Raw genomic sequence first — 25,669 nt, 5'->3', positions numbered from 1 at the left:
GGCGCTTTTTGTGATCAGGGGGAGGGCTGAACCTCATTAAGCATGGTGACTAGCGCGGACGTCCTGCTCCCGGCCGAGTCTGGCGACGCCGACGCGAAGGCGGAGGGCGCTGCCGCTCTGGCCACCGCGCAAGATCGGGACGAATTGGCGGGCGTGTGGCGCCTGCTGCGCCGCCTCGGGGTGGCCGAGGCCGACGTCGACGATGCGACCCAGCAAGTCCTGCTCGTTGCGATCGAGCGCCAAACCTCGATCCGCCCGGGCCGGAGGCGCGCCTTTCTCTACGGGACAGCGCTGCGCGTAGCCCGAGAAGTTGCGAGGCGGCGACAGCCATCCGTCGATGTGGACGAGCACGAGATGCCTGACATCGAGCTGCCCCACACCGAGGACCTGGTGGAGCGCCACCGGGCCCGTGAGTTGCTCGACGAGCTCCTGGAACGGATGCCGTTCGATCTGCGCGCGGTGTTCGTGTTGTTCGAGATCGAGGAGCTCTCCACGAAGGAGATCGCGCAGGTGCTGGAGCTCCCGAGAGGCACGGTGGCGTCGCGGTTGCGGCGAGCACGTGAGGACTTCACGGCACGCCTGACCAGACTAGAGGCGAAACGTCCGGGCCGCGGAGGTCACAAATGAGAGAACCCAAGCGCCTGATCGACGGCGACCCGAGTTCGCTCGGCGCACGCTTGCTCCGGGGCGGACGACAAGACCTTCCCGATCGCAAACGGGTCGACCGCATCTTTGCCGGGCTAGTCGGCGCTGGCGGTGCTCTCGTTTCGGGTGCTGGCGGAGCGACTGCGCTCTCCACCTGGAGCATTGCGCAGTGGCTGGCGGCTGGAGCCATTGGAGGCGTCGTCGCGACCTCGGCGCTCTTTTCCCTCGAGCATCCACCGGAAGCGAGCACTGCCGCCGCGCCCGCGGTGTCGCTGCCCCGCGAAGCGCCGGAGGCGATCCCGGTGCTTCCCGGAGGCGCGCCGGAGGTGTCTGCCTCTTCGACCCCCGAGCCGTTCGCGGCGCCGACCCCACCGCCTCGACCGGTGCGCCGATTCGCGCGCATCGCGGCGTCTGATCCCGTCGTCCCGGCGAGCAGCACGACCGCGGTTCCGGCGCAGAGCACCTTGGGCGCCGAAGCGGCCACTCTCGCCGCCGCCAAGGCTGCGCTCGACCGGCGCTCGGCTGGCGAAGCGCTCGCCACACTGCGCGCTTACCGGGCGCGTTTCCCACGGGGTGAGCTTGGACAGGAAGCGTCGTACCTCGAGATGGAAGCCGAGCTCGCCAGCGGCAACCGCGCTGCCGCTCAGGGCATTGCGGCTTCCCTGGCAGACGGCACGACGCCGAGCGCCGACCGCGCTCGCGAGGTTCTGAAAGGACGGCAACCGTGAATTGGCACCGGGCTCTGCTCGCACTCTCGTTGTTGGGACTTGCGTGCGGACAAGTCACCTCGTTGGGAAACCAAAAAGGCGGCGGCAACGCGGGTCAAGGCGGTGCGGCAGCCGACGCTGGCACCGGAGCGGGTTTCGGGGGGGGCGCAGGCGCTGGCTCGAGCGGATCAGGTGGTAGCTCCGCCGCAACGTCGACGTGCGACGTGGTTCCCGCAGTACCGATCGCCAATCCGACCCCCGAGCAGGTGGAGCGCACGAAGCTGATCCACGATTTCTGTACCAACGTGGTCAAGCAGTGCGGCGACGCAAGCCCTCGCTGGCACGCCGGCGGGATATGTTCTCCTGCAGAGCTCGTCCTCGGATGCGAACAAGACCTGCTCCAAGGGTATCTCGTTCTTGGCGCAGCCTGCGACGCCGAGTGGAAGAAATGGGTAATCTGCGGAACGAACGCGACCTACGACACGCTTCCGGAGTGCTCAGCCGTGGGCATCGGGCAATTCAACGGCGGCGAGGTGATTCAGTGCCATGCGGAGAAGCTCGCGTTCGGTGACTGTGTTCATACGAAAGGCCCCTGGAAGGACGTGACTGGCACCTACACCACCTGCAGCTATAACACCCTGATCTCCGGACCCTGCGAGCTGTTCTGCACGGTGGGAAAGAACCATTTCGGTATCAGCTGCTCTGCAAATCCGGGCCTTCCCCTGGAGTGCAGTTGCATGGTCAACGGTGAGCTCATCCAGGAATTCGACGGCTTGGGCTGGTACGGGAACTCCTACGCGACGGACTGCGCGGACGCCGCGAAGCGGGCGGCTGACGGAGAATGCACGAACCGGTTGGAGTGCTGCTTCCAGTACACCAATGGCGGAAAGGACGTGTGTTTATGCGGGTCTGATCCAAAGCTCCTGGGCCAGCCCACCTGTCAGGCTCTGGCGGAGTTCGCGGGCGGCAAGGTCGTGGACATCTGTTCGCAATATCTCCCCACGGGGGGCAACTGCTGGCCTCCACCGTGTCAGTAGCAATCGGGCACAGCCGCAGTGCACGAAGTGCGAGAGCTCTCGCCGAGTCGACGACGCCACCGCACCAGCAACGTGACCGCCGGAACTAACCGGCCCATCCAGCATCGAGCGCGCCCACACACGCGGGCGCGCCGTCGGGATTGCACTCGAAGACCGACGTCCAACCTTCGGGGACGCAGGTGTCCGGGAAAACCCAGCAGCTACCTGCTGGATCGATCCCGCACGAAACGACCGCTCCGCCCATGCATTCGGACCGACACGCCACGAACTGTTTGGTGCCACCCGGGACTTTCGCACCGTAGAGCGCAGTACACTTTCCCGGCCCCGCGGCGCTCAGGCACGCTTCTTCGTCGAGACCCTTGCACACCGCGCTGGCGTCGACATCGGTAGAACCGTCCGGCGTGCCGGCATCCGCACAAGGCGGAATTTCGTCGTAGGTTGGCCCGCACAGGATGCACTCCGTTGCGGCGCTGCATGGGTCGATGAACCCGTCGGTTTGATACGCGGTTTTCTTGCACGGTCCGACCGGCGACTCGTTCTCGGACTTCACGCCAACGAGCTCGTGCGAGATCGCGTCGAAGGCGTAGATACCGTACCCATATCCCCACTTCGGATGCCCCCGCTGGACCCATTCGTGGCCGCAACCAGTCCGAATCGAGATCCGCGCCCCGCTGCATTCCTTGGCGGCTTCGTACACCGGGCACCACAGCTCCTGGCAATAACAGGACAGGGCGTTCATCGCTGAACACTCGCAGTGCGCGTCGTCGGGAGCATCCGAAACGTTCGCGTCCGTCCCCGTGTCGCGGTGATCGGGGCTCGTGTTCCCGCTGCACCGGAGTAGCCAAATTGCGCCGAACGCCAGCATCAATCCCGCAGATCGACTTCGCAGCCGGGCCATCTCGTGCAGAAGGTGATGGACGGAGTCCCTATGGTCAAGGTTCCTCGAACGACGGCGCTCTCCGTCCCCAAGACCTTCATGCCGGCCGCTGGCATCGCGGTCACGTCGACCGTCAGCGCCATCGAACACGGGAAGGACGGCTGTTCGATTCGCCGGCTAGTGCACGACGATGACGGTCAGGTCGCGCTTCTGGCTGCCTTCTGGCACACACGACCCATCGTCGCAGGAGTACACGCGGGATTGTCCGCAACCGTCAACGCGGAAGGTCTCCTCTTGAACCCACCGCACGTTGATTGCGCTTGCGGGGCAATCCAGCTCACGCGCCGCGCGCTCCTTGGCCGCACCGGCCTGGTACCCTTCGCGCCAACACCCTTGGTCAACGTGGCATTCGTAGATCGCGGAGTCACCGCACCCCGCGACCTTGTAGCGGTCGCTCTCCAGCTCTTGAGCGCGAACCGACCGCGCCGGACAGCCGAAGTCCCGCGCGGCATGCTCGACTGCGACAGCAGACGCGCTGCCACAGGCCGCAGCGGATGCCGAGACAACCACCACAGCAAGAAACGACCGCCACAACGCCATCGCGGGCAACCAGCCTATCACGCGCGCGCACAAATCCGCCCGACACCCGGCAGGCTCGGGTCTCCGTGTGGAGGCGGGTTACCTCGGGTGGCGCCCGCGGGACCGAGAGGTAAGCTTTGGCCTTGCAGCCGGGGCGGCGACGCGCCGGCGGCCTTCGTCTCTTACTTCTCGTGGCCACGCTCGCTCGGCCTGCCGTACGCGAGCTGGCAATCTGGCGCAGCATGGGTGAGCCCCGCTCCATCGTTCGCGGTAGCTCGGGTTTGGGATGGCTCGTGTCTCCCCAACGCGACCGCTGGATGATCTGGCTGCGTGACGGGGCGCATGCGCTGCTCAGCGTCGAGCGAGGCTCCGGCGAGACCCGCGTGTGCGTCGACCTGGTGGGACCCGCTGTGGGCGTGTTCGTGCAGGTCAGCCTGCCGGTCGCTTCGCCCGACCTCGAAGCCGCGCTGCTCGAGGAGGTGGTGGAGGCCGCGGTCGACGGCGACCTGCCGTTCGAGTCCGCGTACCGATCCGCCTGGGCCATCGCCGTGCGCTCGACCGCGCAGGAGCTCCGCACGCGGCGGCGACCGCGCCACTCGACGCAAGCGTAGTGTCCCTCACCGCCCCCAATGCATCGCACATGCGTGCTCGTCAGGGGTGCCCTCGACAATCACACGAAGAGCGCTCTCGGTCGAGGCGCTCGCGGGCGCGCGGATGTTCAGCGCGCGATCCGAAAGACGCCGACCCCGGGCGACGACCAGTAGACGTGAGTGGCGTCGACGGCGAACGGCGTCTGCTCACGCAAGAGGCCCGCGAGCAACTTCGGGCTGACCGTGCGCTGCTCCCAGAGCTCCGCGGGCGAAGGCAGCACGAACCACAGCGTACCGGTATCAACGCGCAGGTCGAACGCGGCGCGGGGGAGGTTCGTCAGCGTCTCGACGGAACCTCCGGACGTACTGACGCGCAGAATGCGCGAGCCGGGTTGGTCGGCCAGATACACGTAGCCGGCGTCTACTCCGATCGCAGACGCTTGAAAGTCGCCGGTAGCGAGCAGCGCGGGTTGAAGATTGCTCGTGGAGAAAGCAAGCAACCTTCCTGGTGAACCGAGGGCAGCAAACAGCGTGTCGTCGTGGACGGTCATCGCCCCGGCATGACCGCCCTCCTCCCAGAACGCCTGCGCTTGGCCGCCGGCGACTGGACGGGTCTCGAACACCACGTGGGTTTCAGTCTGTGCGTCCGAGGCAGCATCGGACGCAGGCGCATCAACGTCCGCGTCCTCTACAGACGCATCGCCCAACGCGGCATCGGACGCGATGTAACCGCCATCCCACGCGGTCGCCCCGCCCAGCTCGGTTGCAGTGAAGAGGCTCGAGCCGTCGCTCGCCCAAGCGTCGAACAGCGGACTCGGGAGGACGTGTGCCTGGTTGTGTTGGGCGAGGTCAAAGGTCTCCAGACCCCACTCGGACTCGAAAATGAGCAGCTCACCATGCACTTCGATTCGGACTACCGGCTCGCTGAGCGGGGCGAGATACGACTCGGAGCCGCTTGCCTTCACGACGCCGAGCCGTGGCCACTTGCCGGTCGATGCGAAGTAGAGATCCCCAGCCAGCACGGCCATGGCCGTGACCTCGGAGGCCACCTCCCAGAGTATCTGTTCGGGTTGATGACATGAGCCGAACGAGCAGGTTTCTTCTTCGCAGCTCTGCCCGCAGGCGCCGCAGTGAACAGAGCTCGAACTCAGGTCTGTCTCACAGCCGTCGGTGGCGGCGCCCGCGTTGCAGTCTCCGAAGCCGAAGACGCAGCCATTGGGCACACACCCCCCGTCCGGGTCGGTCGTGAACGCCACGCCGGCGTCCGGCGAACAAGTGCTGGCGTCCCCACCGCTCGCGGAAGTACCCCCAAACGAGCCGCCAAAACCGCCAAAACTGCCGCCGCTCGCCCCGTAGCCCCCATAGCTACTCGAGTCGGCGCCAGGAAATCCGGCACCGCAACCGCTGTCACCTTGGTTCCCGCCCATGTCGCACGAACACCCGACTCCGCAGACCCCGGCAAAGAGCAACAGCGCCTCCCGCATCCCACATCGAGCGTAGCACGCGGTGCGCTTTGGTCACGGTCGGCGCCGATTTGAGAGCGCGGCCCACGGGCGCGTTCGAGTGTCGACAACGTCGCCACGCCTTCTTCGAAGTCCTCGCGCCCAGCGCACGCCAGCCCTGCCAACTTCACCGTCCATCGCGCTTCCGCGGGCGAACAACCACCGTGTCACCGCCGGCGGCTCACACGAACCGATCGAGTATTTGGACGAGCATCAACAACGCGACCGCCGAACGCACACGCGGGCCGCCGTACACGATGAAAGCGCCAGCCAGGCCCAGCCCCATCGCCAGCTTGCCCCAGGCGGCCACCGTGAACACGCCACTCGCGCCCACCGCCAGGCTCGGCAGGAACGGGACCAAGTGCTGACGTCCGTCGGACTGGCCCGGAGATGTGCTGGGCGCGCTCGCTGTGAGCAAGCGTGCGACGACGTAGATGAAGAGCGCAATTCGAAGCCAGCCCACCGGGATCCCGTCCGACGGACCCCCGACGAGGGCGACGACGGACGCCATGACGAGCACCTCCGCGATGTCCCCGCGGGGGAGGCGCTCACGGAGCTCGACCAAGCCAACTCCCAGCGCAACGCCAATCAGAAATTGAATCGTAGAGCTCATGGCTTGATGACCTGCAAGCAACGATAGTAGTCGAGCAGCTCATTCCCACACATGAAGCCACCGATTCCGAGCGCGACGAGATCGGCAGGCCCGGTGGCAACGCCCGCACCGGTGACGAGCACCGCCGTGCCGCACGTTCCGCTGGCCTTCGCACCCTGAAGGTAACAGTCGGGCTGTGCCGGTGTTGCGGCCGCGGGCGGCCGCGCCCCCGCTGGCATTGGTTGCAGCTTGGGCTTGGGAGCTTCGGCACGGGCTTCGATGCCAGCCTGCCGCGAGAGCTCCCGAGCGATCGCCGAAGCGTCGGAAACCGGTTTCGCGGCGCGGCTCGCCTTCCGGTTCTGATCGACGAGCAGCTGCACGGCCTTCGGCAGGACGGGAGCCTGTTCCTGCTTGGCGTCCGGTTTTTTTCGGGGAAGTGGCTCCGCTTCGGGGCGGAGCCGGAACTGATCGACAGCGCGGGATCCCACTGGATTTGGCATGCGAGGTGCTCGGACACCGCGCTCGCTGGGTTGCGCGATATTTTGCGCCACCGCGTAGTGTTCGAAAACCCAGCCCAGGAAATTGCCGGCGATTTGGGGGCGCGCGGACGATTCGATGTCGGGACCGGCTCGGCGGAACCCTCAGCCACTACTACCGGGGCGCGGCTTGATTTCGCGGCGGACCAGTTTTCGTACACTACCGGCTCAGCCGATCGTGATCCAGATCGTGCTGAGAGGCGGCATGGTCACGGCGAGGGAGACGCTGCCGTCTTTGGACGGTGACGCCGGGAGATCGCGGCTGCCGAGATCTCCGTCGAGCAAAGTCAGGCGCGCCGGCGCACCGGCGGGCGTCGCGTGTCCCCGCACGTGGATGGCCAGCTCGCGAGACTGCACCGCCAAGCTCGACGCCAGAATCGACAGCTTCTTGCCGTCCGCTGAGCGAAGACCGGCCACCGCCAGGAGCCCGTCGTCGGCGAATTGGGTCTTGCAGCGCTCCGGCGTCGCATCGGCGACCAGCCCCATCAGTCGCTCCTGAAGGGCGAGGGTGCCCGGCTGCCCATCGGAACCGAAGAAGCCGCCCCGGCCGGATCGAGCGTTTGCAAACGGCGACTTGTGCCCCGGAGGAAACGCTCGCTCATTCGCCCGGTAGTAGCAGGACCCGCTCACGACACCCTGCCAGCGGAGCTTGCACGCGACGACGTAGGCAGCCAGAGCGCTGGCGAACTGCTTCTTCTCGAGCTCGGTGGCCCTCGCCGCTCGGGCCGGGGTCACCGAGAGGTGCTTTTTTACAAAATCTCCCGCCTGCCACTCCGTGTTCCAGAGCTCGGTTTGGCGCATGCCGTGCCGATCGAGCATCGTACGGAAGGCCCGCGCCAGGCCCTCGTTGGCTTTGGGTGAGACGTCGTCGCCGTAGGTGTGGAAGCTGAACACGGGCCAGCTCTTGCCGGCCTTCGTGATCTCGGCGAGCGATTTGTCGAAGCGTGGCTGCCAGTCCGGCCACTCCGCGAGCGACAGCGGGATCCCCGGCCCCACGGCGCGCACGGCGCTGTCCGGGTGAGCGCGGTTGTAGCGCTCGATAGTGTCCAGGAACGCCAGGAAGGCCGACCCGAGACGCTTGGCGTCGGGGCCGGTGAAGCCACCGAGCCCGCTTGGTTCGTTCACGAACTCGACCGCGTCCACGCAACGCTCGAAGCCGCTTCCCCAACCATTGTTGAAGTGCTCGAGGCAGCGCGCGACGACCCTGCCCCAGCGCTCGAGATTGGCGGGCGGACGTCCACCGAGGTTCACGCCCTCCCAGCGATCGGTGCGACCGACGTCGTAGGACGATTGCCACAAGACGTGGACGCCGGCGTCCCGCGCCGCGCGCACGTGATTGTCGATGGCCTCGAAATGGTAGCTCGCTTCGCTGTCGGGATCGGCGTTTTCGTCGGGGAAGATCCCTCCCAGGGTGAGCGTGTTCGGGAAGCAGTCCTGCGGGAAGCGCGAACGTTGGATGCCCGCGGTGCGAAACTCGATCACGCGCGTGGGCTCGCCGTCCAAGATGGGCGCCGGGGAGCCTTGCACGCCGGACAAGCGCTGAAACGGTCCAACCCCGATGGCCGCGTCGATTTCGATCGCGTCAGGTGGTCGAGGCTTTGCGTCGTGGAACTCCGGTGCGGAGCCGCGTCGCCGGCAACCCGAGACGCTCACGGGCAGCAGCGGGGCCAAGACCGCGAAGCCGAAGCGCCGGCGGGAAATACTTCTCAGCATGCTCTACCTGCCTACGCCCGAACGCCTCGGCGGCGCAATTCATCCAGCTCGAGCGCAGATCCCGGCCCCAGGGCCTTCGGGCGGGTGGCCCGGGCGCCCGGGGGCCATGGGTGGTTGCGGAACACACAGCGGGGCTCAGCTCGCGTCTCGGTCGCTGGTGAGTGCCGGATACACGACGCCGGCATGGCGGGTGGGGCGCGAGCAAGCAGCCACGGCGGAGCAGCACACCCCCCCCCCCCCCCCCCCCCCCCCCCCCCCCCCCCCCCCCCCCCCCCCCCCCCCCCGGCCCCGCCCCCCCCCCCCCCCCCCCCCCCCCCCCCCCCCCCCCCCCCCCCCCCCCCCCCCCCCCCCCCCCCCCCCCCCCCCCCCCCCCCCCCCCCCCCCCCCCCCCCGCCCCGCGCGCCCCCCCCCCCCCCCCCCCCCCGCCCCCCCCCCCGCCCCCCCACCGCCCCGATCCCCCCCCCCCCCCACCCCCCCCCCGGCGCCCCCCCCCCCCCCCCCCCCCCCCCCCCCCCCCCCCCCCCCCCCCCGGGCGGCCCCCCCGGCCCCCCCCCCCGGCCCCCCCCCCCCCCCCCCCCCCCCCAACCCCCCCCCCCCCCCCCCCCCCCCCCCCCGCCGGGGCCCGCCCCCCCCCCCCCCCCCCCCCCCCCCCCCCCCCCCCAACCCCCCCCCCCCCCCCCCCCCCCCCCCCCCCCCCCCCCCCCCCCCCCCCCCCCCCCCCCCCCCCCCCCCCCCCCCCCCCCCCCCCCCCCCCCCCCCCCCCCCCCCCCCCCCGCCCCCCCCCCCCCCCCCCCCCCCCCCGGCCCGCCGGGCCACCCCCCCCCTGGGCGGCGGCCGTCCTGACGGCTTCGCTCTCTCCCCCCCCCCCCCCCCCCCCCCCCCCCGGGGCCCGGGCCCCCCCCCCCCCCCCCCCCCCCCCCCCCCCCCCCCCCCCCCCCCCCCCCCCCCCCCCCCCCCCCCCCCCCCCCCCCCCCCCCCGGGCCGGGGGGGGGGGGGGGGCCGCCGGGCGGCCCCCCGGGGCCCCGGGGGGGGGGGGGGGGGGGGCGGGCCGCGCCCCCCCGGGGGGCGGCCCCCCCCCGCCCCCCCCCCCCCCCCCCCCCCCCGGCCCCGGCCGGGCCCCCCCGGCCCCCCCCCCCCGCCCCCGGGCCCCGGGGCGCCCCCGGGCGCCCCGGGGGCGGCCCGGGGGGGGGGGGGGGGGCGCCGCCGCCCCCCCCCCCCCCGCCCCCGCCCCGCCCCCCCCCCCCCCCGCCCCCCCCCCGGGGCGGCCCGGGGGGGGGGCGGCGGGGGGGCCGGGGGGGGGCGGGGCGGGGGGGCCCCGGGGGGCCCCCCGGGCCCCCCCCCGCCGGGGGGGGGGGGGGGGGGGTGGGGGGCGGTTCCCTGGGGGGGGGGGGGGGGGGAGGGGGGGCGGCGGGGGGGGGGCCCGGGCCCCCCGGCCCCCCCCGGGCCCCGGGCGGGGGCCCCCCCGGCCGCCCCCCGGGCCCGGGAAAACCCCCGCCCCTTCCCCCGCCCCCCCCACGCGGCGCGGGCGCCCCCCCGGCTGGGCGGCGGTTTTTGTCGCGCCCCCCCCGCCGCCCGGGGGGGCGCGCCGGCCCCCCGCCCCCGCGGCGGGCCTTTGGCCCCCCCCCGCCGCGCGGGGCGCCGCCCCCGGCGGGGCGAGCACCGCGAACCCAACCGGCTTCGCCTGCGGTCAGTGTCACGTCGTGGAGGTGCTCGCGGCGGCGTGTCGAGAGCTCGGGACTCGTAGTCGCATCGGCGGGACTGGCCGGCGTGAGGGTCGGCGCCTTCACGGGCCGCTCATCCTGATCTCCGCCTGCACCCCGCCGGCCGGCAGCGCACGGACCACGACCCGGTCACCCCGTGCGTAGGCGATCGAAGCCTCGTCCGGGGAGATGACCGGCATCTGGCTGTCTGCCTCGAGCTCGATCTTTCCGCCGTCGTAGACGACGCTCATGCGTTCGGCCAGCGCGACGTGATAGCGCGAGGAGTGCCCGAGCGGCGCAAGCTGCGCGGCGCCGTCGGGGCTGCACGCGCGCACTTTTTCGCGACCCTTGGGCAGGCGCGGCAACGAGTGCCCCGGCGAGGGAGAAAAATCGAGGTAGGGCGCGCCGAGCAGACCCGGAGAGTCGGCACATCCGTACTTACCCGACCTGAGATCGAGCTTGGCCACACCCCCGCAACCCTCCAGGAACAGCGTCTTTCCATCCGGCAGAACACTGCCGGCCAGCATCGGGCCTTGGTCGCATCCGGGGAGGATGCGGGGAATGCGCCGCTGAGTCTTGAGCGTCTTTCCGTTCAGTACGATGCCCTCATCACCGCACGTCACGAGGAGCAGGTCCCCGGTCGAGTTCGGTGTCGGGTTGCCGAGCTCGAGATCGGGCGCGCAGCGTACCTTTGCGCGGAGCTGGGCGGTAGCGGTGAGCAGATCCCAGCGCACGACCTCCGCCTTGCCGAGCGTGAAGCCGAGATCGTGAGTGTACGCCGCCCGGGGCGCGGTCGTCGGGTACAAGCGCAATGGTAAGCCAGGGCCCACCGCGGTGCCGCGCTGCGCGTCGAACAGCAACGCGGTCACCACTTCGACGTCGTTCGGTCCGTCGCTCACGAACGTCAGGCTCAGGCGTTTCCCGTCCGCCACTGCCACGACTGTTTCCAGCCGGGCATCCGCCGGTACCCGGGAAGCGTCGAGTCGCAGCAGCGACGAGCTACCTTGCACGAGCACCGCACGTTCCTTCTCGAGGTGGATTGCGGGCCGATCGCTCACGAGCGTGCCGGGGCCCTGATAGGCCACGACGAGGTCGGGCGTCGTCAGGAAAGTGAGGCGCTCGGCGCGGGCGAGGATGACTCCCGCGAGCTCCGGCGAGGCCACGACATTGACCTCACCCTCGGGCAGCTCCACGTGCTTCGACTCGCCCCGGGGCGTGCGGGCCGACAGGAAGTGTTTGCTCGTCACGACCAGCGTGCCATCAGCGAGAAATTGCACGCGGTCGGGTGGCTCAGGCGGCTGCTGCTCGGCGACCGGCGGCGAGGGCGGCGGCTCCCGCACTGCCGTGGGGCTACCAGCGGCTTCCGTACGCACCGCTTGCCGAGACGCGCCCGGGCTGGGAGGGCGCGATGGAGCGCAAGCGTAGACCCAACCGACGGCGAAGAGTGCCGGCGCGCAACACAGCATGAGCCCTGTCGTTCTCATCAAGGTCCCCAATCTCCTATCAGCGCGGTGGCTCAGCCGTCGAACCAGGTCTCATCGCAGGTCCCCGGCCGAGTGTGACACCCTTCCTAGGCGAGAACTCCGGCGCTGCCGAGAGCGAACCGCAGCGCCGACGTGATCGGCGGGCCACCGCGTCAATGGACCCTCGACCAAGCGACGGACCTGGTGTCGTCCACGAGGGCCGCCGCCAGGGCATGTCGCGCGGAAGCGCAACTCGCGCTTGGCACCTGCCAACCAGAAGCTGGCGGGCCGAACCCAAGGCTTGCGGGCAAATCCGCGCGAACCACCGTGGGCATGGGATCTGCTTCGTGTGCTCTGCGTGACCCAGTGGCTCCGCGCTCTCCTTGCCGTCGCCTGCGTGGTGCTCGTGCGCTCGCCCGCAGTCGCCGCCGACTCCTGGTCTGAGCCGTTCCCGGGTGTGAAGCGCCTCCACCGGCAGACCAGTACGCAGAACATCAACGCGCTCGTGGTCGATCTCTGCACGCCGGGCATCTCGTTGCGCGGCACCGCCTCCGGCGAACGCAAGAAGAAGACGTCCAGCTTTGGCGCGGCGGTGGGCGCGCAAGCCGCCATCAACGGCGACTTCTTCAGCTTCACCGACTACTCGACCAACGGTCCGGCGGCGCATGCCGGCCAAGTCTGGGGCGGAAGCGACCACGGCTACGTCGCGCCGCTCGCCTTCGGCGCGAATCGCGCCGAAATCTACCCGCACGAAGCCGGCGGAGGTCCCGAAGCGTGGGCCCAAGAGCTGGTGAGCGGTCACCCCACCGTGCTCTGGGGCGGCGTGAAGCGCGACAACAACGGAGACCCATTGTGTACCGCGCGCCACCCGCGCACCGCGGTCGGCTTGTCCGCCGACCGACGCAAGCTGGTCATGACCGTGGTCGATGGTCGCAAGGCGAACCAGCTCGGCTACACCTGTGACGAGCTCTCGGCGCTGCTCAAAGAGCTGGGGGCCAACGACGGAATGAACCTCGATGGCGGGGGATCGTCGACGATGTGGCTGGGTGGCAGCGTGATCAGTCAACCGTCGGACAGCACCGGCGAGCGCACGGTGGGGAACCACCTGGCCCTCTTCGCCGGGGGCAACGGCGCCGCGGCGCACTGTCCTGTCCCGGACTATCGCGCAGAGTTCGTGGGCGCCGGAGGCTGGCCAGGGGGCACCAAAATGACGCTCTCACCGGGAGAAGAGGCCACCGGATATCTCGAATACAAGAACACCGGCAAAGCCACCTGGAAGGCCGGCGTGACCAAGCTCGGCACGAGCGAGCCGCGGGATCACGAGGCTGTGTTCGCCCACTCGAGCTGGCCGAGCCCGAACCGCCTCGCGGTGCTGGACCAGGACGTGTTACCGAGCGCAGTCGGCCGCTTCAGCTTCACCTTGCAGGCGCCGGACGAGCCTGGCGAGTATGTCGAACACCTGAACTTGGTACAGGAAGCGGTCACGTGGTTCTCCGACTCCGGCGGGCCCAAGGACGACGTCAACTGGCTGAAGGTCACGGTCGTCGACCTCGCCGAGCCGCCACAGTCGGAGACGGGGGGTGCGGGCGGCTGGGCTGGCGAGCCGTCGCTCGGGGAGGGCGGCGACGCCACTACTCCGAGCAGCGGCCAGCGCACGAAGCTGATGAGCGATGGCAGTGAAGGTTGCGCGACGCGCCCCCTGCCCCGCTCGACGCAACCGGGGCAAGGCCTGCTGTCGTTCGTGCTCGCGCTGATGGCGTGGCGGAGATCAGGCCGCCGGGCAGCAGGGCGTTCTCGAGCATCAGCTCGCGACACGCTCTGAGCGCATCGACTGCCAAACCCGGCAGCACCGACGCCGGCCGCGACACTTCACGTGCGGCCGTGCCGGCCCGTGATCATCGCGCGGACGCGCGAAGTGGCCAGGCTGCCGCGCCGGTTGTACGGGCTCAGCGCAACTTGCTGGTTGTCGTGGTCAGTCTGGCACTGAACGCAGCGGCGCACGCCCGCAACGGCTTCGCGCCGCGCCCTCGGGATCTCCTCGCCACAGTCCTCACAGTGAGTGAGGCTCTCGGTCACCGGTCGCCGGCTCCGGACGCGAGCGATCTCACTCTCCACCGTCGCGTCGATCTGCTCCTGAACTGCCCCGTCGCGAGCCCAGCCAACAGCCATGGCACACTCCTCTCTGCTCGTCGTGAGCAGGAAACGTAGCACGTGGCCGCTCCGTTCACTGCCGCTGCGGCGCCATCCGCTGGCGCGGTGACGAAGGCCGCGCCGAGGAGACCGACCGAGACTCGAGGCCGAGCGCCGGGCCCGACAAGACAGCCCATGATTGATCCGAAACCCGGCCCCGCAGGGGTGCCGGCTTACTCCGGGGTGCGCGGCGCGCGCACCGTGTCCCAGCAGGCTTGTTCGGCCTGAGCGATCACGTCATCGTTCAACTCGAAGCGACCTTCCCAGTGCGCCCGCATCATGCCCACAAAAGCGCCGAACACGAGCTCCATCAGCACGGTCGCGTCGAGCGGCTTGAGCAGGCCGTCGGTCTGTGCCTGCTGGATTACGCTGCGAGCGAAGCCTTTCAGGGTGCCATCGACGGCGCGACTCTCGTCGTCGAGGTACGACGCATGGTTGTGTAGCTCGATGAAGGCGAAGGCGCTGGGGTTCTCGCGTGCGAAGGCGATCATCTCGTGCCACATGACGCGGAACTGCTCGCGCGCGCCGGCCTCGTGGGGGAACTTCGTGAAGACGCGCTGAGCTATCGCCATCTTCCAGGTGCGAAAGAGCGTGTTGACCAGCACTTCTTTACTGTCGAAGTAGTGATAGATGGTGCCGGCGGCCACGCCAGCGCGCTTGGCAATTTCGGGGATCGCCGTGCCGTAGAAGCCGCGATCCACGAAGCAATGCAGAGCCGCGTCGAGCACCGACTCGCGTCGGTCCGGGCGGTCGGGGGGCCGACCGCGCTTGGCTGGGGTAGACATTTCTTGAATGAATATTCGAATGATTTTAAAAACTTGTCAACAGGCGGCACAAAATCGGTTTGACATGGATGTTTTTCATCCATAAAGAGACCTCTCACAATTCCTGACTGAATATTCATTCATGAAAGATGAGAGCAACACCATGAAGACCGGACAGCAGATTCTAGCCGCCACGATGATGATTTTCGCCTCGACTGCCTGCGACGACCTGCCCCCGGGCAACGTCAAAGACCCCCACTATTGGGGCAACGCCTTCCTGAAGAAATACGAGAGCGAGCTCGTGATCGACCAGCTCGAGCCGGGCCCGCCCAAGCTCACCACGCCGCGCGTGGTGCTGCTGATCACCGGAGTGACGATTCCGGCGAAATGGTTCGAGCCGATCGAGGCAAGGCTCCAGCGCGATGGCTTCGTTCCGGTCGTCTACGAGCCACCGGATCTGCTGAGCGGGGACTTGGAGCAGAATACCAAGTGGCTCGGTGAAGTGATCGAAAAGCTCAAGGTGAACTACAAGCAAGACACCATCGACATTCTTGCTGAGTGCACCGGAGGCGTGATCGCCCGCCACTACATTCAATCGCTTGGCGGCAACAAGAACGTATCGCGAATGGTGACTTTCATCTCGCCGCAGCACGGCGTGGCCAAAGCGCCGATGGCAGCGACCATCGCCGGGTGGCCCGCGCTCCACGACCTATCACCGGGCAGCAAGTTCCTGAACGCGGTCAACAATGCTCCCCTGCCCCAGGATGTGTCCTTCACTTCCATCTACAGCTGCACCGACGAGTACATCCAACCGTACGAGTCGTCGATCATTCCCGGCGCCAAGAACATCGGCCTGTGCAATGGCTTCGTCGGTCACTTCGAGTTCTTCTACAACCCGTCCATCTATCTGGTGATGCACGACGCCCTGGTCGCACCGGCGCCGAAGGACACACTGGGCGGCACGGGTGGAAGCGGGTCGGGTGGAGCCGGGTCTGGTGGAAGCGACTCGGGCGGAAGCGGTTCTGTTGGCGGCGACAACGCTGGAGCCGGGTCGGGCGGTAGCGAATCCGGCGGCAGCGCGGGCGACAGTGCGGCGGCCGGCTCTGGCGGAGATCCGGCCGAGGGCGTCGAGGAAGAAGGCGATGGCGCGACCGAGGAGGGTGTATTTTCACCGGAGCCCGACGGCGGCTGCAGCGTGCGCGGAGCTCGGGGTGACGCCAGCAACCCATGGCTGCTGCTCGGCGGCCTCGGGCTCGTGGCATTGGGGCGGCGGCGGGCGGCGCGCTGACGCGGCGCCCCGGCGAATTTCGCGCCGCGACCGTGGTGGCGTCGCCTTGGGCCTTGGCGAGCGCAGCGACGGTCGAACGCGGGCGTATCGCAAAGATGGCCGAGCACGCCACGGCGAAGAGAACGCGGGACATGCGTCGAGGGTACGCGGGCCTGGTTGCGAGCGCTCGCGCAGGGAGAGGCCGTCACGAGGAGCTGGTGATGAACCCCACATTTTCGCTGGGGCTCGTCGACACGACCAGTCCCGCGCTGAGTCCCCAAAATAGCGCGCGCTGGGCCTGGCTGCGGGTTGCCGTTCCGTCTCTACACAGACTCTGTTCGAGAGCTTCGAGCTCGCACGGCTCCTCGAGCCGCGCGAGTACGGTATGCTCATGCGCCAACAGCCCGAGGTCGTGCTCCTCGGGCTTCCCCGACAAAACCAGCGGCAGCCCCCGGAGCGGGTTCACCAACGCTTCGACCTCCGCGTCGGAGTAGCAGCGTCGGACGACGGCAGCAGGCCACGACCCCGCTGAGCCGATCCGTCTGGGAGCCCGCAGCCCCGGCCGCAAGCCGGGCGTGAACGAGATGCTGCCCTCGACCCAGTTCCCAATCTCGATGAAGCGCTGCTCGAACTGCGCGACCAAGAGTCGGAGGACTGGACCTGCCGCCGCGAGCCCGCTCGCAACGAGGGCGTCTCCGAGGCGTCGACCTTGCTGCGCCGCCCAGGCCACGACCTCGTCCAGCTGGTCTTCATCCAAGATCCCGGCCGCGAGCACCGCCCTGCCGAACAGCTCCGAAGGCTCGGTGCTGGCAACGAAACAAGGCGAGCCGTCCTGGTAATAAACCCGCTTGTGCCGCGGCCCGGCCTTCAGGGCCAAGAGCCCGGTGGCGCGGGTGCGCGCCAAGCTGAAGAGCAGCGACGGCAAGCGCGTGCGCTCGAAGGGCATGCGCCACGCCACGCGTTGCTCCGCCGCATCGTCGAACTGATAAGCAGGGGCGTTGGCGGTGAAGCGGAGTGCTGCCACGGAGCGGGCTGGTTTGGGTGGCCCACCGAGCTCGCAGACCTCCGCGCCCGCGCGGAAGCGGCCAGTCGCCAGGTGGCCCAGCAATTGGGCCAGGGAGAGACCGCCCGCAACCCTGCCGTTGGGTTCGAGCACCGTGAATGTCGAGGGACTGACGCGGAGGGTCAGCCGCTCGGGGGCGCACCCGAGGGTTGGATTCGCGCGCGCGGTCATCACCATCAGCCGTGCGGCGTCGATCTTCCCTTCGACATCCGCTGCCGTTCGGCCCCGGGCATTGGCGGCGATTCGCACTCCGCTGGCCTTGCCGACCAGACCGCGCTCCAACAACCACACGATCAAGTCCACTTCGGTCGGGAGGTCACCCAGCTGGATCGCGGCCTCGCGAACGGCTCGCTCGAACTCTTTGGCGGTCTGGAAGCGCGCGGCGGGATCGCGAGCCAACGCTCGTCGCAGGACGTCGGTAGTGGCTGCACGGACGCGCGGCTGCAGCTCGGCCAGGGAGTCGTCCACCTCGCAATCGAACGCCTGGACCAGGAGCTCCAGCTCGCTGTCGCGGTCGAACAGCCGATGGCCCAGCAGCAACTCCGCCATCACGACGCCGGCGGAGAACAGATCACTTCGCGCGTCCGTGGGCTGGCCGCCGACCTGCTCCGGCGACATGTAGCCGATCTTTCCGAACAGCCGCGGAGCCGGCAGGCTGGGGCCGAGCGCGCTCTTCGCGACGCCAAAATCGCCGAGCTTCACCTCTCCCAAGCGCCCGACCAAAACATTGTCCGGGGACACGTCTTGATGAACGATGCCGAGGGGCCGACCCGCGGGATCCGCGGCGTTGTGGACGAAGTCGAGGGCACCAAGCACACGGCTGACGATCATCAGCGCGAGCGGTGCCGGGAGCGGATGCGCGCCGCCCCAGCTTTGAAACACGTCGCACGCTACGCCATCGACGAGCTCCATCACCAGGTAGGGAGAGCCATCCGCGACTCCGAGGTCGAAGCCCTTCACCAGATTCGGATGGGACAGCATCGTGCTGAGCCTGGCCTCGTGAAAGAACAGGTCTGTCAGGCGCTCCTTTTCTCCGAGCTTGCGCAGGAACAGCTTGAGCGCGAAGCGCCCGGTGACCCCCGGCGCGACCTGTCGCACCGCGGCGTAGACGTCCGCCATGCCGCCGCGGCCGATGTACTCGACCAGCCGGTATTCTCCGAGGTAGCTGCCGACCAGTCCGCCCGACACTTCCGCCCCGGTGGCGGCACCTCCTTGAATGACCCGGAAGGGTGTGGCTTGGGCGACAACAGGCTTCATCGCGGGGTCCCCTCAGCCGCTGCCGCCGAGCGTCCCGTACACCTCGTTGAGCGTGTCGCTCGGGATTGCCCGCAGGCACTCCAAACAGAACGCGGGCGCGCCCTCCGTGGACGCGTCCAAGTCGTGGGTGCTGCCGCACGACGAGCACAAATCGATTCCGCGCTCGCCCGGCAAAAACCCGGCAGTCCGCAGCTGACGCCGGGTCAAGACCCCCACGAGCTCCCCGTTCTCCGCCATCACGGGCAGACCATCCGCGCCGGTTTCGAGGGCGAACTTCGCCGCCCTTTCCAGCGTGTCGGTTTCGAGCAGCCGCGGCGGATTGCGGTTCGCGATCTCTTCCAGTGACGAGAACGGACGAGCAGCCTCCAGCGCTTCCCCGAACACCACGCCGAACAAGCGGCGGTCCCGGGCAACCAGCGCAAAGTGTACGCCGCGAGCCCGGAGCAGTCGGCGCGCGACGTCGGCTCGCATGCGGAAGTCGACCAGCACCGGATCGCGGCACATCAGACGAGAGACGCTGGGCCCGCTCTCGGTCGCGGGCTGCGACGCTCGGGCGAGCTGAACTTGGCGGGCGTGCTCCGCCCTTGGTCGTATCGCGTTATCCATCACCACCCCTTTAGTGGCTGGCACCATCGAGCCAGGTTGATGTGAAGCGATTCTCGAAGGCACTTGGCTGAGCAAGCGCGCTCAGTAAGTCTAGAACTTCGCGCGGGCCACGCAACCCCGAGCGAAAAGAACTGACCGGATTTCGCGTGTCGACACGAGCGTCGTTTGCTCACGGGTGCACGGACGGCGGGGGGGCGCTCTGGTTCACACGGGCGACGCTTCGGGGCGAATTTCCCCAGCTCTCTTCCTGTCTTCGCGCAGATACGGAGATCATGAGCACATCGCAGCAACGATCGTGCCGGTCGCGCGGGCGCGTGTGTCGAAGCTGCCGCGCGCGAGGCGGCTGCATGCCAGCGGCTACAGCGTCTTCGGGCAGAGCCTCGTCGCTGGCATGACGCCCCGCTGAGGGTTCGACTCGGCGCGGGGTTGGCGTCCGGGTGCGCCGCGAGCCTCATGAATAAAAACGAACGGCGAAGGCGCCGCCCGCGAGCCACGCAAAGCTTGTCATGCTAAGCATCTCGCAGACGAGCCCCCGATGCCGCGCGCCCTCCCCGCTTCCCCCTGCTGTGAACGACGGCTTTGCTGCGGCACGACGTCGGTCTGGTCTGGGTCGGCGTTTGAGTTTTATCGGCTGAGGCTACGCGGGTTAGCGCGCCAAGCGCGCGGCAAAAAGAAGGGGAGCTACGACAGCGGAGAGGTCCAGCACCGTACCGGCGCACTTGCTCGTTCCTCCCGCGCACTGGATGCCGCAGACGCCGCCGACGCAGATTTGGCCGGTCGCGCACGCGCCCGGCGCACGTGCGTGCATGCCCTCCATCGGCCCCATGACCATACGCCAAGGCGTCTGCGCGCCTTAGCGCCGCGGCCACTCACGAGCGACCTTCCGCTGCCCGCGTGCTGGCGACGGCTCGCGTCATGCTCGCAGATCGCGCGGCATGCACGGGCTCGGTCCAGCGAACCGAGCCCGGTGACGGCCACTCTGGGCGAGGACTGGTGCCTTCGACCTTCAGCCAATGGACGGTCGGCGTGCCGGCCTTCGCGTCGCGCGCGATTGGCGGCGAGACAAGGTGAAGATCGAGAACGTCGAGGTCGCTCAAGCTTCGCGCGATTTCGAGTACGGTTTCACGCTTGTGCCGTGAGCGAGGTCACGCGATGGACGCGCCCGGGCGAGGCGACCGTCGGTGCTTCCGCCTCCACCACCCGTCGAGTCGCGAACGAGCCGACGCGCCAGATGCGTAACGTCAGCTCGCCTCGAACAGGGCGCACGGTTCGCCGTGGTTTGGCTAGTAGAGCTGAACCTGAATCGACACGGTCTGAGGCCCACCGCTGAACGGTGTCACCGTGGTTTCGGCGATCTTCGTGGTGACGCACTTGGCGGTCAGGGTTCCGGCGTAGGGGGCGGCGTTGATCTTCGCGCTCTGAACCTGGCCGTTCGGGTCGAATACGACGCTCACCGTTGCGGCGCCGGAGGGGGCTTCCGCCGACCGACACCGTCCGGCCTTCACACCGTTCGCGGCCAGCGCCTTCAACGCGGCCCTGCGATCGAACTCCTCACCTCCGGCCGGCTGCGCTGGGGGCAGGTTCCTCCGCCTTTGCCGCCGCAGCGTCGATGGCGACGGCGGCCGCGGCGTCAGGAGCGGCCGGAGGGGGCGCGCTAGCGGTTGGTGACACGTCGAGCGTCGGCTTCGACGGGGGCGCTTCAGCCGGTGCCAGCGTCGGACGCTCCGGCGCCGGGCTTGGCTCGGCCGTGGGCGTGGCCGTCGGGGTCGAGCTCGCCGGTCGCTCCGGGTCTCGCAGAAAGTACCAACCTGCGAGGACTGCCACACCGATGGCCGCGATCCAGAACATGCTCGACGACGCCGCCGGCTCGTCCTGCTTTGGGCGCGCGTCGACAGGTCGTTCCTCGCTGGAGCGCTCCGGCTTTGGCTCAGCCTTGCGCGCGACGGCCGCTTTGCTGCCCTTGGACTTGGACTTGTTCGCCTGCTTCGCGGGCGCGGGTTTCGTTTCACCGTTGCCGCCGTCGATGGCCTCGTTCTCGTGCGCGTCAGCCTTGTCGGTGTTTTCAGCTTCGTCAGCCTCGTCGGCTTTGTCAGGCTCGTCGGCTTTGTCAGGCTCGTCGGCTTTGACAGGCTTGTCGGCTTTGACAGGCTCGTCGGCTCTGTCAGGCTTGTCGGCTTTGTCAGGCTCGTCGGCTTTGTCAGGCTCGTCGGCTTTGACAGGCTTGTCGGCTTTGACAGGCTTGTCAGCCTCGTCAGCCTTGGGCTCGTCAGCCTTGGCAGGGTCGGCTTTGGCTTCTGTCTGATCCGGTTCGTCCGCGTCCGGCTTCGAATCGCGTCGCTCTTTTCCGTCTTCGCTGGCCATGGCCCCTCCTGTTCTGCTCGCGACAAACGCCACGACGCGGACGAGGCTACTTGCCTGGCGCGAGGGGGTCGACTGTTTCCGGGCGCTCGTGCCGTGGGCAGGAATTGCGTCGGAGGCCCGAGCCTCCCTCGCCCGTCGTCTTGCTACCGCTGCCGAAGTCGACGTTGCCACGGTATCCTCGCCGTTCTTCAGCCCGTCGGTGCAGGTCGGCGGCGCGCAGCTGCACTCTCCCCTTCACTTTTTCCACCGTGCGCGCACGAACTGGCTCATGCTCTGCTTTCGCGGCGGCTGGCCCCGGGGTCGAGCTGTCAGGAACCCCCGAACCCCCGCGTCTTCGACTTCATCTGATGTGGATCGCCCTGGTCATCGTCGGCGCCGTCGCCGCGCTGTTCGCCATGCTGGCGCTCATCCCGCGTTTGGTCGTGGGGGCCATGCGAGCGCCGCTGTCCAAGCGCGTCCGCGCGCGGTACCCAGACGAGCACGCGCTGGTCAGCTGCGACTACTCCGCCAACAGCTTCGGCGTGGAGTCCTGGGGGCGCGCCCAGCTCCGGGGCAACGGAGCGCTGGCGCTCGCACCGGCCGAACTTTGTTTCTTCCAGTACTTGCCGGAACGGGATGTCGTCATCCCGCTCGAGCGCATCGTCGAGGTCTCGTTCACGCGGACGCACCTGGGCAAGGCGACGCCCTTCCGTCTGGTCAAGGTGCGATTCGAGGGCGACGCCGGCGCGGATTCGATCGCGGTGATGGTGCGTCGCCCCGACGAGCTACGTGCGCAGATCGAGTGCGCGCGGGCCAGCACCGCCACTTCCTCCACATCGAAAAAGCTTTGACCGCGCATGGCGGCCACTGCCTCCATGAGATTGGCCTGGCCCCCGCGGCCAGAGCGGCGGCCCGACCCGCGGTCGCCCCGGCGCTTCAGATGTCTGATTTGAGCCCATCTACCGACCACCAGTGTGGCGATCACTCTGCCGCGGAAGCCTTCACTCGGATGACGCAGCTGTGCCCCGTGACCATCGCCGCGCCCTGTCGCGCGAGGCGCCTGGCTGCTTCGACATCGTCCAAGGTCTCGAGCTCGAGCGTTACGATCTGCTCCGCGCTCGTACTGCCACTCGATGATGCGGCCTCTGCGGCCAACGCCAGCAACCGACGACGAGCGTTTTCAATCGCGACCTCACGCGCCTCGAGAGCCCGTTCGATCTCCGGACGCAGTTGTGGCGGGGCATCCCAGCCCGCGAAGTGCTTCGCTTGGTAGTCCCACCAGGCGTTCTCGTCTCCACCGGTGGCGTCGCCGGCCGCGCGGCAGATGCGAAGCCCAAGCAGCGCACCGTCATCCCAAAGCACGTCAGCGACCCATTCCTCCGCCCCGAGAGCTCCGCGCCACAGATGAGTGTCTCGCTCCCTGGCTCGTGAGACCAAGATCGAATTCAATAGCGCTCGGTCAGGCTCCGACAGCCTGATCATGCGCAGCCGACGCTTCAGCACTTCCAGCGGAAACCGTCTTGCCAAAAGGCCAACGCCTTCATCGAGAAACGAGACGGATGCGATCGCACTTCCGCCGAAATCAACGTCGATGATCTCGCCGGTGTCCCACACACTCTCGATGGCCCGGCGCAGCTTGGCACCATCCGCACGGGACACGCGCGTTGCACCGCAGATTGCTTCCACTTCGAGGCGCGGCACTAGAACACCTCCACCAGCTCGTGGCCCGTCGCGGCATGCAAGGGTCGCCTCGGGTCGAAGCGTGCGTGAACGGTCGTCCCTCTGAGCCGGGATCCTGGTTCCTCGCCCCGAACGCGAAGACCCGGCCCGAACGATGCTGCGGCCGAAAGGCTTCGTTTCGTCATCACGTCATCCCTCATCACCACTTGTTGCCGGACGTTTCCGAGGCCGAGCCCGCCGCTTCGCTCTCTCCTGGACGTCAACCCGCTGGTGACGGCTTGCACGAGCAGTTCCGTGTCGGTCTGTTGACCGCCCGGGATGTCGGGCCGAAGGCTCTGGCGCAGGGCGCCAGGGATCCCGATTCCGGCGTCGGCCACTCCGCAATCGACCATGCCCGAATCGTCGCGCAAGGAAGCCACCAGGCAACTGATCGGGGAAAGGGAGTGGTCGAACGCATTGGAGCTCAACGACTTCGGTCATCTAACCTGTCCCGAAGCTGCCGCGTATTTCCCTGCCGTTCCACAGCGTCCCACGGAATGAGGTCTCGACCGTGGGTCTCGTGCGTCCGGAACGTGTTCCACCTCGGCGTGCCATTGCCAGCGCCGCGTAGACCTCGAAGAGATGAAGCTCGACCGGGTTCGCTGTCTCCACAGGGACCGTTACCGCCGACGAGTCTCGGCACGTGCCCGGCTTCGGCGACTGCTTCGTCGATCAAATCCGGAGCGAGCACGTGCTGGAGTGGCGCGAGGGCGTCGTGGAGCTGATCGTCGCGGGCGACTACTCGCCCAACACGACCAACGGCTGGCTCTCGGTCCTGCGCGTCATTGCGCAGGAGGCCAAGCGCCGGTTCAAGCTCCCCGAGGCCTTCACGGAGGGCGTGCCGGACTTCGATACCTCCGAGCACGTCACCTACCCCGAGGAGGCACCGAACTCGCTCAACCGCGAGCAGGTGCCGCAGTTCATGGCAGCGCTCCGGGAGCTCCACCCGGCGCACTACGCCATGACCTACCTCGGGCTGGCGACGGGCCTGCGCCCGTCGTCACTGCGACCCCTCAGGCGCACGGGGCCGACCCCGGACGTCCTGTGGGAGCAGCGCCGGCTCCTGGTCCGCCGCTCACAAACGCTCGGCGATACGCCCCTGAACACCACCAAGCAGAAGACCCGTTACACCATCGATCTGCCGCAGGAAGTTCTGGACGTCCTGGAGTGGCACGTGGGCACGCAGCTCGTCACCCCGCAGCAAGCGGAGTCCGAGCTGCTCTTTCCGTCCGTAACGGGTGGCTATCGGTCACCGACGGTGCTCAACAAGCCCTTCGCCGAGGTCTCGGAAGCCATCGGCCTGGGGTACTCGTTCACGCAGAGCGGGATGCGCCGCACGTTCAACGATCTGGCTCGAGCTGCAAAGGTCGAGTCACTCGTTACGCGCAGCATTTCGGGGCACCTCACGGAGCGGATGCAGCACCACTACTCGACGGTCCAACCCGACGAGCAGCGGGAGAGCATCGGGCGCGTCATCAGCTTGTTCGGAGCGCGCGGGGTCGACTCGGGTAGTGATCGAGTGCACCAAAGTGGTGCGTTTCCCACAGTAGGTGGTGCTTCAGGTGGTGCTTCGGATCGTGGAGGTGGTGCCAAAAACGAAAAAGCCGGCTAGCGCATCCACGCCAACCGGCTGATTCTTTTCTGCTTTGCTTGAGCGGGAGAAGAGATTCGAACTCTCGACGTCCACCTTGGCAAGGTGACGTCGAGCGGTGACGGTCGTGTCGACCCGTTACAAATCCACAGGTTAGCGAGGACGCGGCCTGGATGTTCCCTCCCGTTTCGCGGGTGGCTGTGCGGGGTGGTGTGCACGGGGCTCGCGTTGCGGCTCGGGGTCGCGGGTCCCTGGCGCTCGAAACCCGCCTCCACATAGAAGCGGTGCGCTGAGAAGAGGATGCCTTCGGGGAAAAGCCGGAACCACCCGTGCACCTGCGGATCAGGTCGCAAGTACAAAGTGCTGCGGCGCGCCCGAAGCACCGGACGCGCTGGTGCGTTGGGCCTCGCCGCTTTCGCCCATCACCGCCCTAAGCGCTTTGGGTGGCCTGCTCGCGCACCCGGAGAACTGCCATCACGTTTCGAGCTTGGAACATGCGATCCGAGTGGCTGCCACGGCGTCCAAAGGCACAACGACATCCTACCAGGTGCAAGACCTACGGGAAGCGCTACGCGCGTCCCGGGAAGTTAGGCAAGCGCTACGCCTTGATGACCCGCCTGAGTCACTGTTCACCGAGGCGATTCCTTTCGTAGGGGCGATTACCTCGTACATCCGGGCCAGGATACGAAGCCTGCTTCGCCCTTCGGCTTTGTTGCGCGCCGCTCTGCGGTCGGGGCTTCGACCAACCGTGCGCACGCGCTCCTGGCGCTGTCAAACGAGCTTTCGACCCGACTCCGGGCATGGGCGCTGGATGCACTGCCCTCCGAGTTCTTCGGCCGAGCGCATCATCGTACCCGACGATCGCACGCTACGTCGTCCGCTGGCGGGCTTAGGTTCTCAGAAGCGCACCACCGCGCTGCTCGAAAGCCTC

23 protein-coding genes are annotated in these 25,669 nt (G+C 68.4%); 9 read left to right on the top strand and 14 right to left on the bottom strand.

The window, feature by feature from the left end:
* Positions 1-42 precede the first annotated feature (42 nt).
* Genes IPI67_14260 through IPI67_14250 form a run of 3 tightly spaced genes read left to right on the top strand, consistent with a single transcriptional unit; the run spans position 43 to position 2,389 of the window.
* Positions 43-627 (top strand): sigma-70 family RNA polymerase sigma factor, encoded by a 585-nt coding sequence (locus tag IPI67_14260; GenBank protein ID MBK7581363.1) that lies wholly within the window; start codon positions 43-45, stop codon positions 625-627.
* Positions 624-1,373 carry a hypothetical protein gene (locus IPI67_14255; GenBank protein ID MBK7581362.1) on the top strand — a complete coding sequence of 250 codons (750 nt, stop codon included), beginning with the start codon at positions 624-626 and terminating at the stop codon, positions 1,371-1,373. Before IPI67_14260 ends, IPI67_14255 begins: the two co-directional genes overlap by 4 nt.
* Complete coding sequence (locus tag IPI67_14250; protein MBK7581361.1) at positions 1,370-2,389, top strand: hypothetical protein; 1,020 nt, start codon at positions 1,370-1,372, stop codon at positions 2,387-2,389. Before IPI67_14255 ends, IPI67_14250 begins: the two co-directional genes overlap by 4 nt.
* 85 nt (positions 2,390-2,474) lie before the next feature.
* Here IPI67_14250 and IPI67_14245 read toward each other — a convergent pair whose 3' ends face one another.
* Both IPI67_14245 and IPI67_14240 read right to left on the bottom strand, forming a co-directional pair.
* Complete coding sequence (locus IPI67_14245) at positions 2,475-3,128, bottom strand: hypothetical protein (protein MBK7581360.1); 654 nt, start codon at positions 3,126-3,128, stop codon at positions 2,475-2,477.
* A 315-nt stretch (positions 3,129-3,443) separates the two neighbouring features.
* Positions 3,444-3,866 carry a hypothetical protein gene (locus IPI67_14240; GenBank protein MBK7581359.1) on the bottom strand — a complete coding sequence of 141 codons (423 nt, stop codon included), beginning with the start codon at positions 3,864-3,866 and terminating at the stop codon, positions 3,444-3,446.
* Positions 3,867-4,036: 170 nt separating this feature from the next.
* Here IPI67_14240 and IPI67_14235 point away from each other — a divergent pair, with 170 nt between their 5' ends.
* Entirely contained in the window at positions 4,037-4,456 is a 420-nt protein-coding gene (locus IPI67_14235; GenBank protein ID MBK7581358.1) for a hypothetical protein, read from the top strand.
* Positions 4,457-4,563: 107 nt separating this feature from the next.
* On the opposite strand, the gene IPI67_14230 is transcribed toward IPI67_14235, so the two are convergent.
* From IPI67_14230 to IPI67_14210, 5 genes are all read right to left on the bottom strand, one after another.
* Positions 4,564-5,919, bottom strand: coding sequence for a hypothetical protein (locus IPI67_14230; GenBank protein MBK7581357.1), 1,356 nt, complete (start codon positions 5,917-5,919; stop codon positions 4,564-4,566).
* Between the two features lie 199 nt (positions 5,920-6,118).
* Positions 6,119-6,550, bottom strand: a complete 432-nt coding sequence (locus IPI67_14225; protein MBK7581356.1) for a hypothetical protein — start codon at positions 6,548-6,550, stop codon at positions 6,119-6,121.
* Positions 6,547-7,017, bottom strand: coding sequence for a hypothetical protein (locus IPI67_14220; GenBank protein MBK7581355.1), 471 nt, complete (start codon positions 7,015-7,017; stop codon positions 6,547-6,549). Before IPI67_14220 ends, IPI67_14225 begins: the two co-directional genes overlap by 4 nt.
* A gap of 216 nt (positions 7,018-7,233) precedes the next feature.
* Positions 7,234-8,778, bottom strand: a complete 1,545-nt coding sequence (locus tag IPI67_14215) for a hypothetical protein (GenBank protein MBK7581354.1) — start codon at positions 8,776-8,778, stop codon at positions 7,234-7,236.
* A gap of 1,783 nt (positions 8,779-10,561) precedes the next feature.
* Positions 10,562-11,755: a hypothetical protein gene (locus tag IPI67_14210; GenBank protein ID MBK7581353.1), complete on the bottom strand. Its 1,194-nt coding sequence runs from the start codon at positions 11,753-11,755 to the stop codon at positions 10,562-10,564.
* A gap of 544 nt (positions 11,756-12,299) precedes the next feature.
* Here IPI67_14210 and IPI67_14205 point away from each other — a divergent pair.
* Positions 12,300-13,763: a phosphodiester glycosidase family protein gene (locus IPI67_14205; GenBank protein MBK7581352.1), complete on the top strand. Its 1,464-nt coding sequence runs from the start codon at positions 12,300-12,302 to the stop codon at positions 13,761-13,763.
* A 47-nt stretch (positions 13,764-13,810) separates the two neighbouring features.
* Here IPI67_14205 and IPI67_14200 read toward each other — a convergent pair whose 3' ends face one another.
* Both IPI67_14200 and IPI67_14195 read right to left on the bottom strand, forming a co-directional pair.
* A complete protein-coding gene (locus IPI67_14200) occupies positions 13,811-14,110 on the bottom strand; it encodes a DksA/TraR family C4-type zinc finger protein (GenBank protein ID MBK7581351.1) in 300 nt (99 codons plus the stop codon).
* Between the two features lie 194 nt (positions 14,111-14,304).
* Positions 14,305-14,916, bottom strand: a complete 612-nt coding sequence (locus IPI67_14195) for a TetR/AcrR family transcriptional regulator (GenBank protein MBK7581350.1) — start codon at positions 14,914-14,916, stop codon at positions 14,305-14,307.
* Between the two features lie 121 nt (positions 14,917-15,037).
* On the opposite strand from IPI67_14195, the gene IPI67_14190 reads away from it, so the two are divergent.
* Positions 15,038-16,183: a hypothetical protein gene (locus tag IPI67_14190; protein ID MBK7581349.1), complete on the top strand. Its 1,146-nt coding sequence runs from the start codon at positions 15,038-15,040 to the stop codon at positions 16,181-16,183.
* A 184-nt stretch (positions 16,184-16,367) separates the two neighbouring features.
* Here the strand turns inward: IPI67_14190 and IPI67_14185 are convergent, their stop codons facing one another.
* The 4 genes from IPI67_14185 to IPI67_14170 form a co-directional block, all read right to left on the bottom strand.
* Entirely contained in the window at positions 16,368-18,482 is a 2,115-nt protein-coding gene (locus IPI67_14185; protein MBK7581348.1) for a protein kinase, read from the bottom strand.
* A 12-nt stretch (positions 18,483-18,494) separates the two neighbouring features.
* Positions 18,495-19,088: a CBS domain-containing protein gene (locus tag IPI67_14180; GenBank protein MBK7581347.1), complete on the bottom strand. Its 594-nt coding sequence runs from the start codon at positions 19,086-19,088 to the stop codon at positions 18,495-18,497.
* Positions 19,089-20,371: 1,283 nt separating this feature from the next.
* Positions 20,372-20,542 (bottom strand): hypothetical protein, encoded by a 171-nt coding sequence (locus IPI67_14175; GenBank protein MBK7581346.1) that lies wholly within the window; start codon positions 20,540-20,542, stop codon positions 20,372-20,374.
* Positions 20,543-20,639: 97 nt separating this feature from the next.
* Entirely contained in the window at positions 20,640-21,449 is an 810-nt protein-coding gene (locus IPI67_14170) for a hypothetical protein (GenBank protein MBK7581345.1), read from the bottom strand.
* A gap of 347 nt (positions 21,450-21,796) precedes the next feature.
* Between IPI67_14170 and IPI67_14165 the strand changes: the two genes are divergently transcribed.
* Entirely contained in the window at positions 21,797-22,279 is a 483-nt protein-coding gene (locus IPI67_14165) for a hypothetical protein (GenBank protein ID MBK7581344.1), read from the top strand.
* A gap of 130 nt (positions 22,280-22,409) precedes the next feature.
* On the opposite strand, the gene IPI67_14160 is transcribed toward IPI67_14165, so the two are convergent.
* Positions 22,410-23,129 (bottom strand): DUF4325 domain-containing protein, encoded by a 720-nt coding sequence (locus IPI67_14160; protein MBK7581343.1) that lies wholly within the window; start codon positions 23,127-23,129, stop codon positions 22,410-22,412.
* Between the two features lie 661 nt (positions 23,130-23,790).
* On the opposite strand from IPI67_14160, the gene IPI67_14155 reads away from it, so the two are divergent.
* Both IPI67_14155 and IPI67_14150 read left to right on the top strand, forming a co-directional pair.
* On the top strand, positions 23,791-24,759 hold the full coding sequence (locus IPI67_14155) for a tyrosine-type recombinase/integrase (GenBank protein ID MBK7581342.1): 969 nt from the start codon (positions 23,791-23,793) through the stop codon (positions 24,757-24,759).
* Between the two features lie 279 nt (positions 24,760-25,038).
* Positions 25,039-25,329, top strand: a complete 291-nt coding sequence (locus tag IPI67_14150; protein MBK7581341.1) for an SEC-C domain-containing protein — start codon at positions 25,039-25,041, stop codon at positions 25,327-25,329.
* The last annotated feature ends 340 nt before the right edge of the window (positions 25,330-25,669 follow it).

It is taken from the genome of Myxococcales bacterium (assembly GCA_016706225.1).
In the GTDB taxonomy this organism is placed as follows: Bacteria; Myxococcota_A; Polyangia; order Polyangiales; family Polyangiaceae; genus JADJKB01.
This window is presented reverse-complemented; position numbering and strand designations above follow the sequence as displayed.

Excerpts from the sequence above, each read along its gene's own strand:
- IPI67_14260 (MBK7581363.1), top strand. The coding sequence starts at position 43 with ATGGTGACTAGCGCGGACGTCCTGCTCCCGGCCGAGTCTGGCGACGCC.
- IPI67_14255 (MBK7581362.1), top strand. The coding sequence starts at position 624 with ATGAGAGAACCCAAGCGCCTGATCGACGGCGACCCGAGTTCGCTCGGC.
- IPI67_14245 (MBK7581360.1), bottom strand. The coding sequence starts at position 3,128 with ATGAACGCCCTGTCCTGTTATTGCCAGGAGCTGTGGTGCCCGGTGTAC.
- IPI67_14240 (MBK7581359.1), bottom strand. The coding sequence starts at position 3,866 with ATGGCGTTGTGGCGGTCGTTTCTTGCTGTGGTGGTTGTCTCGGCATCC.
- IPI67_14230 (MBK7581357.1), bottom strand. The coding sequence starts at position 5,919 with ATGCGGGAGGCGCTGTTGCTCTTTGCCGGGGTCTGCGGAGTCGGGTGT.
- IPI67_14225 (MBK7581356.1), bottom strand. The coding sequence starts at position 6,550 with ATGAGCTCTACGATTCAATTTCTGATTGGCGTTGCGCTGGGAGTTGGC.
- IPI67_14215 (MBK7581354.1), bottom strand. The coding sequence starts at position 8,778 with ATGCTGAGAAGTATTTCCCGCCGGCGCTTCGGCTTCGCGGTCTTGGCC.
- IPI67_14200 (MBK7581351.1), bottom strand. The coding sequence starts at position 14,110 with ATGGCTGTTGGCTGGGCTCGCGACGGGGCAGTTCAGGAGCAGATCGAC.
- IPI67_14195 (MBK7581350.1), bottom strand. The coding sequence starts at position 14,916 with ATGTCTACCCCAGCCAAGCGCGGTCGGCCCCCCGACCGCCCGGACCGA.
- IPI67_14190 (MBK7581349.1), top strand. The coding sequence starts at position 15,038 with ATGAAAGATGAGAGCAACACCATGAAGACCGGACAGCAGATTCTAGCC.
- IPI67_14185 (MBK7581348.1), bottom strand. The coding sequence starts at position 18,482 with ATGAAGCCTGTTGTCGCCCAAGCCACACCCTTCCGGGTCATTCAAGGA.
- IPI67_14180 (MBK7581347.1), bottom strand. The coding sequence starts at position 19,088 with ATGGATAACGCGATACGACCAAGGGCGGAGCACGCCCGCCAAGTTCAG.
- IPI67_14170 (MBK7581345.1), bottom strand. The coding sequence starts at position 21,449 with ATGGCCAGCGAAGACGGAAAAGAGCGACGCGATTCGAAGCCGGACGCG.
- IPI67_14165 (MBK7581344.1), top strand. The coding sequence starts at position 21,797 with ATGTGGATCGCCCTGGTCATCGTCGGCGCCGTCGCCGCGCTGTTCGCC.
- IPI67_14150 (MBK7581341.1), top strand. The coding sequence starts at position 25,039 with ATGCCTTCGGGGAAAAGCCGGAACCACCCGTGCACCTGCGGATCAGGT.